The organism is Paenibacillus sp. P36 (assembly GCF_045866505.1).
Classification (GTDB): domain Bacteria; phylum Bacillota; class Bacilli; order Paenibacillales; family NBRC-103111; genus Paenibacillus_E; species Paenibacillus_E chondroitinus.
Genome location: NZ_AP038372.1, coordinates 3,430,774 through 3,449,328, shown reverse-complemented (window position 1 = coordinate 3,449,328; position 18,555 = coordinate 3,430,774). Strand labels below are relative to the sequence as shown.

11 protein-coding genes are annotated in these 18,555 nt (G+C 46.3%); all 11 read right to left on the bottom strand.

What is annotated here, in order from left to right:
- Window positions 1–77 precede the first annotated feature (77 nt).
- A complete protein-coding gene (locus ACKTT9_RS15340) occupies window positions 78–5,984 on the bottom strand; it encodes a GH92 family glycosyl hydrolase (RefSeq protein WP_407872227.1) in 5,907 nt (1,968 codons plus the stop codon).
- Window positions 5,985–6,221: 237 nt separating this feature from the next.
- A complete protein-coding gene (locus ACKTT9_RS15335; RefSeq protein WP_407872226.1) occupies window positions 6,222–7,799 on the bottom strand; it encodes a cohesin domain-containing protein in 1,578 nt (525 codons plus the stop codon).
- Window positions 7,800–7,845: 46 nt separating this feature from the next.
- Window positions 7,846–8,874: an S-layer homology domain-containing protein gene (locus ACKTT9_RS15330; RefSeq protein WP_407872225.1), complete on the bottom strand. Its 1,029-nt coding sequence runs from the start codon at window positions 8,872–8,874 to the stop codon at window positions 7,846–7,848.
- Between the two features lie 27 nt (window positions 8,875–8,901).
- Window positions 8,902–9,723, bottom strand: a complete 822-nt coding sequence (locus ACKTT9_RS15325) for a carbohydrate ABC transporter permease (RefSeq protein ID WP_407872224.1) — start codon at window positions 9,721–9,723, stop codon at window positions 8,902–8,904.
- A 1-nt stretch (window position 9,724) separates the two neighbouring features.
- Entirely contained in the window at window positions 9,725–10,651 is a 927-nt protein-coding gene (locus ACKTT9_RS15320; RefSeq protein WP_157324608.1) for a carbohydrate ABC transporter permease, read from the bottom strand.
- 69 nt (window positions 10,652–10,720) lie between these two features.
- Window positions 10,721–12,079 carry an ABC transporter substrate-binding protein gene (locus ACKTT9_RS15315; protein WP_407872223.1) on the bottom strand — a complete coding sequence of 453 codons (1,359 nt, stop codon included), beginning with the start codon at window positions 12,077–12,079 and terminating at the stop codon, window positions 10,721–10,723.
- Window positions 12,080–12,212: 133 nt separating this feature from the next.
- Window positions 12,213–12,989 (bottom strand): response regulator, encoded by a 777-nt coding sequence (locus tag ACKTT9_RS15310; protein ID WP_407872222.1) that lies wholly within the window; start codon window positions 12,987–12,989, stop codon window positions 12,213–12,215.
- A 16-nt stretch (window positions 12,990–13,005) separates the two neighbouring features.
- Window positions 13,006–14,334, bottom strand: coding sequence for an ABC transporter substrate-binding protein (locus ACKTT9_RS15305; RefSeq protein WP_407873046.1), 1,329 nt, complete (start codon window positions 14,332–14,334; stop codon window positions 13,006–13,008).
- Window positions 14,335–14,343: 9 nt separating this feature from the next.
- Window positions 14,344–16,146 (bottom strand): sensor histidine kinase, encoded by a 1,803-nt coding sequence (locus tag ACKTT9_RS15300; protein ID WP_407872221.1) that lies wholly within the window; start codon window positions 16,144–16,146, stop codon window positions 14,344–14,346.
- Window positions 16,147–16,304: 158 nt separating this feature from the next.
- Window positions 16,305–17,171: a GyrI-like domain-containing protein gene (locus ACKTT9_RS15295; RefSeq protein ID WP_407872220.1), complete on the bottom strand. Its 867-nt coding sequence runs from the start codon at window positions 17,169–17,171 to the stop codon at window positions 16,305–16,307.
- 183 nt (window positions 17,172–17,354) lie between these two features.
- Entirely contained in the window at window positions 17,355–18,554 is a 1,200-nt protein-coding gene (locus ACKTT9_RS15290) for an MFS transporter (protein WP_407872219.1), read from the bottom strand.
- Between the last annotated feature and the right edge of the window lies 1 nt (window position 18,555).

The window sequence follows — 18,555 nt, the reverse complement described above, 5'->3', positions numbered from 1 at the left end:
CGCGTTCACCTCCACTTTTTTTCCATGAGAAAAATCGGGAGGAAGACGTTACCGCCTGCCATCCTCCCGATATCTTGTTATTGATTCAAAATTTTACTTGCAATCATCGCAAGGTCAGCGACATCGATCTGGCCATCGCCACTCAAATCCGCTTTTTTGTACAGGTTCCAATTAGCATCCCGATCATTTTTTCCATAATAAGCAGCCACAATAGCCAAGTCACCGATGGTAAACTTATCGTCACCATTCATATCCTCTGGTACGCGTGTATTCACCGATGCAAGGAAGCCTTGCAGAGCCGAGTTCAGTTCGGTCACAGCTTGATCTACTTGAGATTGCGTAGCCGCTGCGTCACTAGCGATCTGGCTGGCTGCGTTAATGGCCGCTTGCAGAAGTGCTTTAGCGCCTGCAGGATATTCGCCGGTTTTGGTGCCTTCTACGGCTGCATCATGCGTGGATTGTGCTTCTGCAATCAAGGCATTAAGTGCTGCTTTATCCACTGTACTGTTGATTGCATTTTTGAACGTTTGCAAAGCTGCATTCAGCTGCGTTCTTGCCAGGTCTACTTCATCCTGTACAGCTTGCAGGTTCGCTGTTACTGCTTTAGCCGTATCGATAGCCGCTTGCAGAATTGCTTTGGAACCTACCGGATATTGACCGAATTTGGTTCCTTCCACAGCTGCGTCGTGTACCGCTTGCGCCTCTGTAATCAGGCTGTTCAGCGCTGTTTTGTCCACCGCTTTAATGCTGATCGTTTTCGAAACGCCTGACATTTCCGTCTCTTTCCCTTCTCCATCAGCAATCACAAGTTGGGAGACTGCGATTGTGCCGGCTGCGCCAAGCTCCGATGTCTTCGCTTTGAACTGAAGCGACAGCAGGGCACCGTTTGGCTGGGAAGCACTCGGCCCAACATGAACGGCAAGGTATCGGCTTTGACCAGGAGCTTTTTTCTCGTCCACGATCACGAAATCTTTTTCCTTCGCCGATTTAGCAGAAAGCAATTCAAAAATATCCGAATTATACGTAATCGTAAAATCTTGACCATACACGCTTTGCGTCACTCCGCCTAATCCATACGTCAAATTAAACGTTTGACCGGCCGAAACGACGGAGCTGCCGCTTAAGAACGCCGTTGCTTCGCTCTTGCCGTGTTCAATGGAAATATCATCGAAATATCCACGTGAATATCCGGTTTTCCCTGTAGCATTAAAGGAAATGAGAATTTTATCTACCCTTTTCCCGGCAGCCACCGCTCCGATATTCGATGTCACAAAATTCCATTGATCAGAAACAAGTTTACCGCCATTTCCTTGTGCCAGCGGATTAAGCCCGACACCGTTTTGATCGACGGCACTCAGATTATGCAGATACGTGCCATCGGTGAACAGCAAGTCAACGGCATAATTCTGGCTTGTTGTTCTAGCATTACCAGGCAGTACGGTTCCTGCGCTGCCTTCCGGATTTATCCAGTAAGAAAGCACTGTAGATGGTTTAATGTCGAAATCAGCATCAAACATTTGATTATAAGCATAGTTCTCTACAGCATTGGTCGCATTACCGGAATACAGGATCGCACTTGTACTGTTATTTCGTCCTGGTGTGCCAACCTTTGTTTCAACACCGCCGATTCCGCAGCAGAATTCGCCGATGTTCTTTGATTCGATGGTACGGTTTTCCCAAGTCGGCAAGACATCGCCAGCTTCAAGTCCTGTTTTGAAATCAACGCCGGCTTCATAGCTTAGATCCGTTTCATTGAGAGCAAGCACCGTGATCGTAATAACCTTCGTAGCGCTTACGCTGCCTTTATTCACCGTTGCAGTCAATGTTAAGATCTCATCCGGCTGCCCAAAATCAGGACGTTTTATAATTTTACCTTCGTTGGAAACAATCGCTGGATTAGAGCTTACCCATGTAATCGTTGTACCAAATTCAAAGTTGCCGGTAGGTAGAGTCAGCTTCTTTGTCACAGCGCTGGTATTGCCTAAATCCAGACCTTTAACGGTTTCAGCTACCGCTGTTTCATCGTTTACAGGAGGTGTCGGGTAGCCGAGGAGCTCAATTTCGGCAAATGAAGTAGTGGCGGTTCCCGAATTTTCTGTAACCTCTAATCGGTAGAATTCATATTTACCCGGAGTCTGAATCGTAAATGGTCGGGTATACGAACGCCATGCAAAAGTTTCATTCGTTCTTTGATCCAATACCGTCCAATTCTGACCGTCATTGGAGCCCTTCAGCATCCAGCTTTTCGCATCGCCGTCAGTATTGCCCGAAGTCAGTGTATACATGGCCGCCTGCTTTTTCGAGCCGAGGAATTGATACTGTATCCATGGCTTCGCGCTGTTTAACGTAACTCGGGTATTCGAGCTGTTATCGAACAGGTTGCCGATTGTGGAGCTGTTCGTACTGTCAGTTACTTTGGCAAACCCTTGAGCAACCAATTTATCTGTCATGTCTTTTAATGGAGCAGGAACGGCAGAACCTTGAGTAATGGATGACGGCACGTCATTGTCGCCGCTTCCCCATGTAGAAGGCGTAGGCCCCATATCAAAGTCCAGCGTAGCTCCGGCTGCAAGTACCGCATGTGGCAGCGATGTTTGCGTGTAAGCTTCGCCATTCACTTTCAAGCTTTGCACGTATTTGTTCTCTTTGCTGTTATTCGGTGCATTAACGACGAGTTTTTTGCCATTTTCAAGTTGGATCGTCGCTTTTTTGAACAATGGTGCGCCTACCGCATATTCAGGGCTGCCCATTTTGAGCGGATAGAAGCCTAATGCTCCGAAAATATACCAAGCTGACATTTCACCGTTATCCTCGTCACCTGCATAACCTTGGCCAATTTGGCTTCCAAGGTACAAACGGTCTAAAGCTTCACGAACTTTCTCCTGTGTCTTCCAAGGCTGCCCTGCATAATCATACATGTAGATAATATGGTGTGACGGTTGATTGCTGTGTCCGTATTGTCCCATTCTTACGTCTCTGGCTTCTGTCATCTCATGGATGACCCCGCCGTATGAACCCGCATTGGAGCTGGAAGCAGGTTCCGGTATGCTGAAGAATGAATCCAGTTTCTCAGCCAACTTCGCTCTGCCGCCATACAGATTAGCTAATCCTTGGCCATCCTGCGGAGCATGGAAAGCCATGTTCCACGCATTCGTTTCCGTGTAATCGTTGCCCCAATTTCTAGGATCGAAATTCGCCGTCGAGGATCTCCAAGCACCGCTGGCTGTACGGCCATTGAAGAATCCTAAATCAGGATTAAACATGTTGACATAATTTTGTGCCCGGTTGATGTAGTATTGTTGGTCATCTTTGTAGTGAGCGTTATACGCATCGTTGGTATCATTTTTCTTAGCGAGCGCATCGGCCAGGTTGGCAATACCGAAATCATTGATGTAGCCATCTACAGCCCATGCCAAGCCTTCACCTGTATCCGTATTCGTATAGCCGTCGAAAACGGAGGTCGCCATCCCTTTTCTGCCTACATTAGCATTTGGCGGAGTGACGGCAGCGTCTTTCAACGCGGATTGATAGAAGCTTTGAACATCAAAGTTCGTAACACCTTTCAAATACGCATCCGCAAAAGCAACATTCGCACTTGTTCCTACCATCAAGTTGGCGTAACCAGGAGAGGACCATCTGGAAATCCAACCGCCATCCCGATAGTGCTGAACGAAACCATCAATAAATTCGCCAGCCTTAGACGGCGTTAACAAGGAATAGGCCGGCCATGCCGTACGGTACGTATCCCAGAAACCGTTGTTAACATAAATTTTGCCGTCGTTAATTTTGGCGCATGATGTCGTTGCCGTACTTGTGGAACATGACGTAATCGGCGTTTGATCCGCATGCTTGTAGACCGGCGCTTCATTCGTGCCCACATTCTCAAAAGCGGAGTTCGGATACAAGAATAAACGGTACATGTTGGAGTATAAAGTAATCAGTTGATCTTCTGAGGCACCTTCTACCTGAATGATGCCCATTTGTTGATCCCACTGTGTTTGAGCTTTCTCTTTAATCGTTTCAAAAGTGTCCGCAGGGCTGATTTCCAACTCCAGGTTTTTCTTGGCCTGATCTAAACTGATCAAGGAAGTTGCGATCTTCATCGTGACCACTTTATTCGTCGTGGTGTCGAATTTGTAGTAGGCCTGCACATTGGTTCCGCCGCCGCCACTGCCCGTCAACTTGCCGCTTGCCGTAACCGGCTTATCGAAGGTCGCATAGATGAAAATGCGCGTTGCGCCTGTGGAAAGGCCGCTTTTTTGGTCAGAGTAGCCTGAGATAGCATTGTTAGCTGCATCCAGCGTAATACCGCCACTATTGCTTTGGTTGTCAAAAAGCAGATTGGACGAATCTCCGGCAAATGTGAATCGGAACATCGCTGCATGATCGGTTGGCGTATACTCCGTTTTGAGACCGTTCTCAAAAGTTACGCCATAATAATACGGCTTCGCGATTTCGTTCTCGTGCTTGAAAGGTAACGCCCTTGTCGTACGGCTAATATTTGGCGTTCCCACCGTGTCGGAAGGCATCACATGGAAGGTTTGCCGATCCCCCATCCAAGGGCTTGGCTCATGGCTTAATGCGAACGCTTGTATCGTTGGTAAGTTGTTCGCGTTATTGCTTTGATTGTAATAATAAGCCCAGTCGGAGCTTGCGTTTGTTTTCGGTATCCAGAAGTTAAATCCGTGCGGAACAGCAACGGCTGGAATATTATTTCCTCTGGAGAAAGTTCCATTGGACTGCGTGCCTCTGAGGATGTTGGCATAATCGGAGAGCCGGCTGTAATTTACAGGAGCAGGACTCCCTACAATTTTGATATCATCGATCGTACCTTTAAATCCTGTACCGGTTTTCGCAGCTGGATTATCGTACGCAACCAGAATGCGTTTAATTGTTTTTCCGGCTGCAACGGCCCCGATGTTGGATTTTTTGAAGTTCCATTGATTGTTGTAAAGTGTTTTGGAGTTGCCTTGATCTTGAGGATTTAGTTTAACGCCATGTTGATCCAGCGCACCAAGATTATGCAGATAAGTGCCGTCTGAGAATGCGAGATCTACCGCTGCGTAAGTGCTTGAGTAATCCATTTGCGCTTTATCCGTGAATTCAGGAGCAATGTAATAGGAAAGTTCGGTACTTGGCGTCACGGCGATATCGGTATCATACACTTTGTTATAGGAATAAGCTCTGCCGTCAACCAGGTGAGTTCCGGAGTAGGTAAACCCTTTTAAACCGGTCCACCCTGCATTGGATTTGGCATTATAAAGGCCTGAAGGACCGTTCGAGACATAAGACTTCATATCTGCTGGCGGAGGAGGAGGGAGAACAATGCCATTGGAAAGTTGGAACTCGGATAACTGAATGTAAGAATCTCCGCTGTTCGCCGTAATGTTTAACCGGTAATAGACATACGGTGTTTCATTGGCGAAGTCATAGACTTTTGTCTGAAAACGTTCGCTAAAGGTCTGGTTGGTTCTCGTATCCAGCGTCGTCCAGGTGCTGCCGTCATTGGAGCCTTCAAACTGCCAGTTTTTAGGGTCTCTTCCGGCTGAATCGTTCGCAGAGGTCAAGGCATATCTCATGACTGCGGATGCTTCACTAAGCTTGAATCTAACCCAACTCGTCGAGCTCGTATCCAGCCATTTTGAATTCGTGTTTGAATCGATCAAATTGACGGCGACTTCACCTGAAGATGTGTACTCTCCTCTTGCGGTTACTTCAACGACTTTATTCGTAATGCTGCCTGGAATACCCGCAAACGGCGTATTGCCGTCGATCCCCGAAGTTAGGGGATTCCCGTCGATGTCTGACTCGACTTTATTTTCCCAAGTCACTATCGGGTCACTTGCCTCGAATGACGAGTAGAAGTCAGCACCTTCTGCAGCAGCAGCGGATGCCCGCTGATTCGTAGGCAGATAAAATGATCCTGCCAGAAGTGTAAAGCTCGTTGCCATAGCCAGAAATTTCCTAGCTTTCCGGTTACCCATTCCAGAAAACCTCCCATTATTGTTTTCAAAGCGATCGTGATCGTTAAGAGTCAAGCAGCCTCCTTTCGAAGCACACCTGTAAGCGCTTCCCCATACATATCTTACTGAAAGAGCCTGGCTTTAACTATGCGGTAAATCTATCTTTTCTTCCGATAAAATAATCACATTTCCATTCCATCGGCATTTAGGAATACAAAAAGTGAGGTCGCTTACCGCCTATCCCCTCACTTTGTGCCTTTAACGAAAAATCCATTTGGCTACCATCGCCAGATCGTCGATATCCACCTTACCGTTCTGATTGAGATCAGCTCGTTCATACTTCGCCCAATCCTGATCTTCTGACGTACGTCCGTAAGCCGCCGCAACCACAGCCAGATCTCCCACTGAAATTTTGTTATCACTATTTAGATCAACCAAAGTAATGCGAACGCTGTGTGATACACCGCTAATTGTTGTTTCTAAACCATCTGTATGGCTCAGAACGATGTCTTGAATCGTCATTGTTGTTGTTACTGGCTGAGAAATGGATTTAGCCTTCCAGCGCAGCACTAATAAATCAGCGTCCTCTTTTATTGGATGTTCCCCTGCATGGAGCATGACATGAATTTGTCCGTTCGTTTCGGAATCGATGACAGCAGACATGTCTTCACGAAGCGTATTCACTCCGAGGAATTCCCAGTGTTCTGCCTCATAAGTCAGTGTGAAATCCTGAGCATAGATGCTCTCAGTTACACTTTTAAGTCCATAAGTTAGCGTAAATAGACCTTCGGAATAAACGGATTCCTGACCGGTTAATTGGGCCGATGGCGGCTGGTTTGCCTGTGTGGTGACAGTTACGCTGGGACCATTCGTACTCCAAAGCCCGGATGCGTTACCCGCTTCCACTTTAAAGGTATACGCCGTATTCGGCATCAATGACGTAATGGCGTATTGATAGACATTGCCCGTCACAGTGGCTAAAGCCTGCCCATCCTGGTAAATCCTATAGCCGGTTATCCCGTCTGGATCGGTCGCACCGGACCATGATAACTTCACGCCTGAACTAGACACGCCGGATACGTCAAGCCGCTTTGCTGCCGTCCATTCGGGAGGTTTCGGCGCATCCGGCAAACCACTCATAATCGCTTTGGCTATGATCGCCAAATCGGCAATATCAATCCTGCCATCGGGATGGACATCCGCCTTCACATGTTTGGCCCAATCGGAGTCAGCCGATGTTTTCCCATAGGAAGCTGCCGCAATCGCTAAATCCCCGATCGTGTATTTGTTGTCTCCATTCAAATCCCCAGGCAGCGAGTTATCTACAGAAAGTTGGACCGTATGTGTCGCTCCACTTACGCTTGTTTCCACGCCGTCTCCGTTTGAAACAACGAGATTGCTAATTGTTACATCGGATGAGGCAGAATGAGTAAGCTTCTTAGAACTCCAATGAAGCGTTAACAATTCGCTATCTTCGCGAATCGCATACTGCGCCCCATGGCTCACCGCAATGATTCGAACTTGTCCAGGTGTGTCAGACAGTCCGACAATCGAGAACTGATCCTTTAATTCCTTTACTGTTTCCGCACCATTAAAACGCAACTGCTCAGCATCATAAGTAACTGTGAGATCCTGAGCGTAGACCGCTTGCGTAACCCCCTTCAATCCATAGGTCAAATCAAATGCATCGCCAACCAGCACCTTGTCCTGACCGGACAAGGTGGCATGGATGGCTTCGTCGGCTTTGGCAAGTGAGAGATCAGCAAACCAGTTCGCCGATAAAAGCATGAGAAGCGCATATATAAGGTATGTCCTATACCTTTTTCTTTTTCTCATCGTCTAATATCCTCTCTGGCTTTATGTAGGAACCAATGGCGGCCTATCATTTCTTATAATCAAGCAAAGATAAAAGGAGTGTGACCGCCTCAGCCCTTGTCGCATTATCATTCGGCATGAACAGATGATCTCCCTTGCCTTGAACCAGCCCGGCTTCTGCTGCAGCTGCTACGAAAGAGTACGCCCAGGCAGGAATTTGGTCTTTATCGGCAAAAGTCGATATTGGTTGCTCAGCTGTCTGGATACCTGAAGCCCGCACAATCATCGTGGTAATTTCGGCTCGGGATATCATTTGGTCTGGACGGAATGTGTTGTCTTCATACCCTGATACGATGCCGGCGTTTACGGCTGAAGCGATGCTCGATTTCGCCCATTCCGGTATCGTAGACTCGTCTGCAAAGGTAAGCGGATCTTGGCCGTTCAACGGCAAATGAATGGCACGAGCTAGCATGGTCGCAAACTCTGCGCGTGTGATAAGTCCTTGCGGCCTAAAAGTGCCATCCTCATAACCGTTGACAAAGCCCAGTTTCGCCGCTCTTTCAATCGCCTCTTTCGCCCAGTGCCCTGCAATATCACGAAACATAGCTGTATTATCGTTCGTTATATCCATAGCAATCTGCGTGCCCGCATTTTGTTTACTAGAAACCATTTTGCTGGTGACCAGCTTCACGTCCGTAAGCTCTACCTCTGCTTGGCCTTTGCCAATCGGTTCAAAAGTAAGCGTGCATAAGGGAACCTTCCCGCTTTCCCCGGCCTTATTGCCAATTTTGGTACTCGCAAATTGAATTTGATTATTTTTCACGATAGCAGGAATGGAGAAGCCGTCTAGCGCGCTTTTCGCCTCCTTAAATCGTAATTGGTTGGGGTCATAAACAAAATTCACTTCATAAGCGTATACATCCTGAAGGTTATCTCCTGTCACAGTCACGTTAATTTCCTTGTCTTTCCCTACTTCAGGTTTATCGTTACTGATTGTTAGCGTGTAAGTGAAGGAGTCTGAAGCCCAAGTGGAGATTGGAACCAGCAGCATACACATCATGAGTGTCAGGTACATACCGAAAATTTTACGTTTCATGCAGATCGTTCCTTTCTGAGCGTCCTTCTATCCTTTAATCGAACCTGCCAGGAGACCCCGAATAAAATACTTGCTCAAGAAAATATAAACGAGCAGCGTAGGTAAAGCGGCCAAAATCGCTCCGGCCATCTGTACGTTCCACTGTACGATTTGACTGCCTGACAGGTTTTGCAGAGCCACCATGATCGGTTGCTGCTTCTGGGTGGTCAGCGTAACGGCAAACAGAAACTCGTTCCATACACTCGTGAATTGCCAAATTCCTACTACAACAAATCCCGTTAATGAAAGTGGAATCATGATATACCGATAAATGCCGAAAAATCCGGTTCCGTCAATTTTGGCCGACTCCAACACTTCCGTTGGGATTCCCACATAAAAGTTGCGAAACATCAGGGTGCAAATGGGCAAACCGTACACGACATGAACGAGAATTAATCCAGGAATCGAATTGTAAAGCTTAATAGTTTGCAGAAATTGAATTAAAGGGATGAGAATACTTTGGTAGGGAATGAACATCCCAAATAACATCAGAGAGAACAAAAAATTCGATCCTCTAAACTTCCATTTTGATAAAATGTAGCCGTTTAAAGATCCAAGCAGTGAAGACAACAACGTAGCCGGAATGGCAAGCAAAAAGCTGTTCGTCAAATTGGGAATCAGCTTCTTAAACGCTTCTTGATAGCCTTTCAAGTTAAAATACTGAGGCAGCGCCCACATTTTATCGAGTGTGATTTCGTTCAGTCCCTTGACGCTCGTGATGAGCATGACATACACCGGAACCAGATAAACAATCGCCAAAACGATCAGCGCCACATACAACAGCGTACGATTCACGCGCTCCAGCGACATATTATTCCTCTCCTTTGCGCAAGTTGGAAATTAAGTAAGGAATGATGAGTAAGGAAACCAGCAGCAGCATAATCATCGCGATTCCTGCTCCTTGGGCATAGTGATTTCCGCGGAATGTCGTTTCAAACATGTACACGCCTGGCACATCCGTGACAAACATCGCACCAGGTCCTGTCATGGCATAGACCAAGTCAAAAATCTTTAGGGAGATATGCGCCAAAATAATGATCAAGCTCATCGTAATAGGCTTCAGCTGCGGCAAAATCACCTTCCGAAGCACCTGCCATTCCGTTGCACCATCCACACGTGCCGCTTCCCGGAGTTCTTCGGAAATGTTCCTTAATCCGGCCAAATACATCGCCATGGCGAATCCCGACATTTGCCAGATGGCCGCAATCGCAACAGCAATAATGGCGACTGGAAGGCCGACATCAATCTGGCCTACTGGAATTTTGGGAATAATTTGCGTGCTTACAAACCAGCTGGGCACATTCGTAACCCCAAGCGACTTCAGCAATAAGTTAACCCCAGTCGTTGGATTCAAAATCCATTGCCACACAACCCCGGTTACAACAAAAGAAAGCGCCATCGGAAATACGAATATATTTCGAAAAAATGCTTCCCCTCGGATCTTCCGATCGACCATCACCGCCAGAAATAAGCCAACAAACATCCCGCCGGCGATGAATAAAGCCGTAAACATCACCGTATTTCTTAAATCCGCTTGAAACCGGAAATCATTAAATAAAAAAGCATAATTGCTGAATCCTGCAAAGGTCAGGTTTTTAACGAGTGTATTCCACTCTGATAGCGATACGTAGCCGGTCCAGGCTATAAAACCATACACGAATATGGCGATTGCTACTAAAGACGGCATCAGCATGGCGATAGGCACAAGCTTCTCCGACTTCCAACGAAAAGCGTTCATCGATTCACACTCCAGAAAAACAGGGCCAGATGCCTAAATCCAACATCTGGCCCTGACGATTTTTCAAACCTATTTCTTCATGCCATTGGCAGTTTGTGCTTGTTTAAGCGCTTTTGCCGCTTGCTCTACATCACCTTGCGTTACAAAAATATTAATCGCTTGGTTCGCTTGTGTCGTAAAGCCTTCAGGCGCTGCCGAGCCGTGAGCCATACTTGGCGTCAGCTTGCTCTTTTTAAAATCTTCGATTGTCGTTTTGCCATAGATGTCGTATTTGGAAACGTCCGCATCCACCCTTGCCGGAATGGACCCCTTCAACGGGTTAAACACATCTTGACCTTCTACAGAGCCAAGAACCTTCAGGAACTCTTTAGCTGTCGCTTGGTCTTTGGAATCCTTCGGCAAAGCAAACGTATCCGTTACGACCATGAAGCTGCCATCCGTATTTGGGGAAGCCACCCATCCAAAATCCTCATTTACTTTCAGTTTCAAATCCGTTGTGAAATATCCTTTTGCCCAATCTCCCATGTTGTTCATTGCCGCTTCACCATTGGCCACCAACTGGGCGGCATCCTGCCAGTTACGTGCAGCATGATCTTTATTTGTATAAGAAAGCATCTTTTTAAAAGTTTCGAGTGATTTTTTCACTTTTGCATCGTCGAACGGAATTTCGCCGGTCCACAATTTTTTGTAATCGTCAGCGCCAAATTCGCCGAGCAAGACATTTTCGAACAACATGGTCGCTGTCCACGGTTCTTTATCACCGAGTGCCAGAGGCGTAATACCTTTCGCTTTCAATGCATCTGCTACCTTAACGAACTCATCAAATGTCGTAGGCGCTTTCAAACCATTCTGGTCAAAAATTTTCTTATTATAGAAAATGACGTTCCCCCTGTGAATATTAACCGGTACCGAGTAGATGTTGCCGTCCTTGCTAACCATCTCAATCAGGTCCTTCGGAAACTTATCCTTCCAACCTTCCTTGTCGTAGAGGTCGTTCAATGGGCTGACTTTAGCAGCTGCCACCCAACCTGTATTCAGCTCTGCCCCGCCATGAACCTGGAAGGCTGAAGGCGGGTCTCCGCCTTGCATGCGGCTGGCGAGAACTGCTTTGGCATTGGTTCCGGCACCGCCGGCAACAGCCGCATTAATCACTTCAATGTCCGGATATTTATTTTTGAACAGTTTAATAAGTCCTTGAAGGCCCGCTTCTTCACCGGCACCCGTCCACCAGCTGAAGATTTCCACTTGTTTCTTGCCAGCAGCCGGAGCCGGCGTAGCTGGCGCTGCCGATGCGGCAGGTGTGTTTGCGGCCGCAGCCGGAGTTGGAGCCGGACTGTTCGTCGCCTCGTTGGTAGTGGTGCCGCATGCCGTAAGAAGCGAACCCGTTAATGTTACAGTCGAAAGAATCAAAGATAATTTACGTTTCACAGTACTTCCCCTTTCAGATCGCTTTTGTATGAAACCGCTTTACAAAATTATCTTACTCAATTGGGGAAATTCTTTTAATGAGGTAAATCTATCTTTTATTCCGTTTTTTTGCACAAAACGCAATCCCTGTTAGTTAAGCATGCTTTGACCTATAATCCCCAGGCGACATGCCCTTTTGCTTTTGAAACCATTCGCTGAAATAACGGGGATTGGGGTAGCCAACAGACTCTCCAATCTGATAAATCTTGAGGTTGCTGCTGCCAAGAAGCTCGCAGGCTTTCTCAATGCGCAGCTGTGATAAATAATCGCTGAACGATTTGCCCGTTTCTTGGCGGAACAACCTGCTTAAATAGTTCGAAGTCACAAACAGCTCATCCGCAATCTGATTCAGATGCAGGTCCTCTGTGAACCTGGCGCTCATCATTTGAAGCGCTTTCTTAATCAAGTAGGAGCTGGGCTCCTCAGCGACCTTCTGCTCCTGTTTATCAGGCGCTGCTGCCTCGTTGGCGCACAGCGTCTTTGCTTTCTGCAAAGCCACCTCGATCTCTTCCACATCCGAAGGTTTAAGCAGATAATCTACAGCTCCTAAACGAAGCGCTTCTTGGGCGTATTTAAAATCACCATACCCGCTGAGGAAAATAACCTTGGTACTCGACAACAAACGACTTTCTTTTTCCAATTCGCGCAATCTGGCAACTAATTCAAGCCCCGTCATATTGGGCATGCGAATATCCGACAACAGAATGTCGACGGGATGCTCCTCCATATAGCGGATAGCTTCAAGTCCGTCTTGAAAGACTTGAACCAGTTCGATTCCGAGCGCTTCCCAATTGATATGTTCGCTTAAGCCTTCCCGAATCCAGGTTTCGTCATCAATAATGACGGCACGGCAAACGGTCGTCGTAGTCATCGAGTCATCCTCCGTCCTATTTCAAATTTCCGTTCATTTTCATTGAGAGTTGGCGTAATTCATTCGCTGCATCTTTAAAAGATATTTCCGGCTTGGCAAAAGATGTAATGATTTTGGCCAATGCCCTTTCTTCAATTTCCACCATCGCCGGGTAATAACTAATTGAAGGTTCAATTTTGGCCATATCCATACTCTTCAAAATCAAGGCAAAATCCGGTCTCGTCTCTTCAAAAGACGGGTCACCTAGAATGGAGCGTCTTGCCGGGATTCCCCCCTGCTGCGCATAAATCATTCCCCCGCGTTTCCCGGTTGCATATTCGAGAAATTTCCAGGCATCCACAGCGTTTCTGGAACTTGCATTAATGGCAAGCGTCCAACCATGCTGAAATGGGACACGCTTAATATGGCCAAATTGATCTTTGGTGCCTGGAATTAGCGCGATTTTGATAGCCTCTTTATTGGGGTCGCTATTTTGCTTGATCATTGGATAAGCTGCATTCCAGTATGGTGCGGCCATGGCGATCTCACCTGCGATTAAAGCATCACGTGTTCTGGCGAAATCCCAACTTAGCAAATCCTGCGGGACCACTTTCTCCTGAACCAATTTCTCCATATATTTGCCGGCTTGAACCGATTCCTCGCGATCCAACAAGACGTTCCCGTCTTCCTCATTCAGCACGTCGCCTCCATACGACCACAACAGGGATGCGAAGATCTTGGATCTTTCTTCCGGCACAACAGCAGGCATCGCAAGCCCCCATCTCGTAGGAGAAGTGGGGTTTTTACTTCTGGTATATGTTTGGGCTAACTCGAATAATTCGTCCCAGGTTTCCGGTGGATGGGGAATTAAGTCGCTTCGATAATACAAAAAGTGCGTGCTAATATCCGTCGGCAATGCATAAGTCGTGTCTTGATATTTGTAAGTAGCCAAAAAATCGCTGACATCAAACGACTGGATATCCGTCAAATTTTTATCATTCATGAAGGAATCTAATGGAAGAATGGCATGCACGGCCGCAAATTGGGCAATGGATGTATTCGGAATCGAGACAATATCGAATGACTCTGTCCCAGCCAGCAGCTGCGTGCCGACAGAAGTGAAATAGACATCTCTTCCCAATTCGATATACTCCACCTGAATCCCCGTATCCGCTTCAAACGTCTTCGATATTTGACGCATCGCCGTCGATTCCGTACCGGTGCGAATCAACACTTTTATCTTTTTGGGGCTCGCTAATGCTTTAGGAGAATCCACGGTCACCCGATCCAATAAGAGCAAGCTGCTTAACGCCCAGACGAGAAGTAAAACGAACGAAACCAACATTAATCGATTGAAATGCAGCATTTTCAAATGCTATGCCCCCTCTTGATCCTCTTGCAACGCAGCCAATCGATAAGGGATTGTAACCGTTACCAACGCGCCTTGATCTTCACCTGCCGCTACCTCAATGCCATACTCCGTCCCGAAAGCCGTCTGAATTCTCTGCTGCACATTTCGCAGTCCCACATGGTTATTTGAAGTTGCATTCTGCAGCAAAAGCCGGACATGTTCCAGATCGACCTGCCTCCCCGTATTCGAAATGACAATCAGCACGTTATCTTCGCTTCGAAACGCTTTGATCAAGACTTTTCCGCCATCCTGACTCTTGGATATCCCATGTTCTAAAGCGTTTTCAATTAGCGGTTGCAAAATAAGCGGCATCACATTGACATAAGCAACTTCGGGTTCCAGTTCAATTTCATAATACAGCTTGTCTCTATACCGGAAGGATTGAATTTGCAAATAGTTCTCCACATGCTCAAGTTCTTTCCCTAGTGTTGTCCATTCCTGACCGGCATTAAGGGTGAACCGGAAGAACCTTCCTAAAGCGGTTACCAGCTTGCTGATGGATTCCGCTTTATGCTTCTTGGCCATCCAATAAATCATATCCAGCGTATTATATAAAAAATGAGGATGGATCTGCATTTGCAGCGCTTGAAGAAGCGCCTCGCGTTTTTCCTTCTGCTGCTTTTCATTTTCTTGGATCAGCCTTTGAATACGGTCCATCAATCGATTAAAGCTAAATTGCAAGATGCTGATCTCTTGAATGGGTCCTTGCGTATCCCTTACATGAAGATTATCTTTCGCAGCAAATGCCATTAACCTGGCAAGATTAATAACCGGCTTCGAAATAGCGGTAGCCAACAGAAACGAGACAATTACGGCGACAAGCGCGCCAATGGCCGACATCATTAACAAATACCGCAATATTTTTTGATTGGGGCCGATTAATTCATTGATGGGGACGACCGCCGTCATCTTCCATCCGCTAATTTGGGAAGTATCGAAGGCGAGCAGCCATTTGCCATCCACAATCTGCAGCCCTTGGCCTTGAGAAGGCAAATCTTGTATGGCTTGGCTTATTTTATTATTTTGAGACAACTGAGGGTCCTGCTGATAAATCACATCGCCGGAAGCATCCGTGACTAATAATGAGCCTGTTGAACCAATTTGAACGTTTCGCAAATGCTCGCTTATAAAACGATCGTTGAATTGCACAAATAAATAACCCCTAAGCTTAGCTGTGTTACTGTCAATGAGACGCCGAGCAGCCGTTACGGACGCGCGAACCGGTGTTTCGAAACCGTCTTTTAGACGGTAGATCGACCTTTTATCGCTGAACCAATTCATCTTTAAGGGCTGCCGCTCAATCTGATCCATAACAAACTGAATATTGACGCGATCAACTTGCTCATACGTGTAAAATAAATTTTCTGTCGAAAGAACCTCATGTCCAGCTGTTATAAAATAGATGGCTCTAATATGCTCAAGCCTGCCACGAAACAGGTTGGAATAGACCATATTTTTAAATTTCTGATTGGCTTCGAACAGTGGATAGGAGGAGTCTAAGGGGCCGTTTAAAAAATCAAGCGACTGTTCATACAACAAAGTCCAAGTGAGCCGATCAATTTCGGAAAGATTGGCATCCAATGCACGCTGAGTTTGCCCAACGGTCTGCAGAAGATACTGACTAACCTGCTTTTGAAACAATTCATTTTCCTTTTTGTAAGTAATATATGTGATGACGACTAGTGGAAGAATCATGAGCAGTAGAAAAACGGACAGCAAGATCGTGCGAATAGAGATTAGTTTGCTGACATTATTGAAAGCGCTCACCCTTTCCACCGATTAAATACACGAATAATCTATCACGTTCAATTTGAAATGTTTGTCGAAATAAGTGAAAGATCACATAAAAAATAATAAATTGTTGCAAAAAAAAGAGAGGATGCTTCGGAAGCACCATCTCAACATGATTGTTTATGAAGTTTCACTTATTTTTTCGAAACAGGAATCCAGATTTCACTTCGAAAGTTTGGGGATGTTACCTCTTTGCTTTCATTCCATAGGATCTCTGGACCATCCACTTGTTCATAGCTCGACGATGGAAACCACTCGGCATAGATGCGGCCCCATACTTGTTGCAGCGTATCCGGGAAAGGACCCACAGCCTCAAATACGGCCCACGAAGAGGCGGGAACTTCAAGTGCAGCCAACTGATCTGGGCACTCTTTCGTGGTAGCCGCTCCTATATAATGATCGAGCTCCCCTTTCTCTTCCATCCTCCCTTCTGAAAAGTTGGCTGACCCGCTAATGAGCCCGCTTGGCGTCACATTCGAAAGCGATTTAAGCTCTTGAATGAGCTCTGCGTTTAAGCTTCCCCACATAGCGGCGATTTCCGGATTTACTCCCTCAAAAATAATCGGTACCCTTTTCTTCAGTCCCACGATGCGAAATGCTTCTTTCTCTTCAATCCGGTAGTTCATGACATCTCCTCCTTTAATGGTGAGCTGGAAGGTCAGTCTTGGGTAAGCTTTTAACGTTTGCCCTGTCTCTCTTGCCTCCGTTGGCGTTATCCCATGCATGCTTTGAAAAGCTCTGGTAAAAGAATCCGGCGAATTGTAGCCGTATTTGACCGCCAAATCAATAATCTTGATTGCGCTATGGTTCAGCTCAAATGCAGCAAGCGTAAGCCTTCTGCGACGGATATATTCTGACAGCGAGACACCGGCCAGGAACGAGAACATTCTTTTAAAATGAAACTCCGAACACATCGCTATTCTGGCTGCTTCTTTGAAATCAATCTCTTCCGTCAAATTTTCTTCGATATAAGATAAAGCCCCATTCATGTTCTCAAGCATCTTCAAGCTCACCTCCCTCGCTTATTTATACAATAGCAATTGTACAAAGACAGCATCCGACTTTTCGTGCACAATCTCGCAGGGTCCTTGGTTAAAAAAGAAGAAGAAGAAGACAAAGAAGAAGAAAAAGAGACTGTCTTGAGGTTTATTAACCTGTGGGACAGCCTCTTGTTGTCATGAAAATCAAAAACTTTGCACCCGCGCTTGCTTTTCCTTCATGATCGGCATCAACAGCCATGCTCCAACCAGGAGCAAACAGCCGCTGAGCACATAGACCGAAAGCAGTGAGGACATATCTTTTAAATATCCGGAAATCGACATGCCTACCACCATCATGCCCATAAAAATGGGAGTTATCGCGCCTCCCACCCTCCCCATATAAGCGGCTTCAGTATTTTTCATGAGAAGAGTTTGAATGCCGACTTGAATGCAAGGGTAAAATAACCCGCTGAGCGCTTGGAGCGTGAAGGACAGCAGCAATATCTTCGATGCTCCAACTGCAATGGTACATATGGCACTGACCAGCAAACCCACAGCAAGCAAAACTTGAGGTTTTACTTTCTTGGCAACCGTCATAATGAAGGCTCCGCCAATCAGCATGGCCGCGCCATTCGTCATTAGAAACCACTGCATAAATGATTTATCCTGTCCTAAATTTTCAATCGTGATAAAAATCATTAGGGGCTGAATCATCCCCGCGGCAAGCCCTGAAGCGGCAAAAGTTGCACCTAGGGTTCGTAATGAACGGTTAGACCATACATAACTGATTCCATCTTTCATCTCGGACATAAAACTATCTGTATTATGCGCGTTCGCTTCCTCTGTGTCACGAGGCAAAAACGACAAGATGATGGCAGAGGTCAGGAAAAATAAAAACGTCAACAAAAGGGAAACCTGAATCCCAAACTGCATGAAAATAAAAACACCAATGATCGGACCGACAATGGTAAAGATGCCGATTAACGATTGCGATAAAGCCATGACACTTTGCAGTTTGTCAGCGGCAACGTGTTTCTTATAGAGCTTCATCGCGGATGGTTGAGAAAATTGAGATAAACTTGCTGAGACCAGTGTTCCAATTAATAACGCATACCATTCACCCATCACTAGAGCGAGCAACACGACTAACACGGAAATAGCTGATAAAAAGTCACTCCAAATCATGGTGCGCTTTGGTTTCCAGCGGTCTGCGAACGTCCCTCCGATGATGGCGAATAAAAATATCGGAGCAAATTCAACGACGGAAATAAGTGAAACAAACTTAGGATCATTATTTGTTATATCGGTGACATATAAAAGCACGGCAAAATTTCTTATCCATACGCCTAACTGCAGGAACACCCGCGACAGGATAATCGTTCGCACATATCGATTCGTAAACACG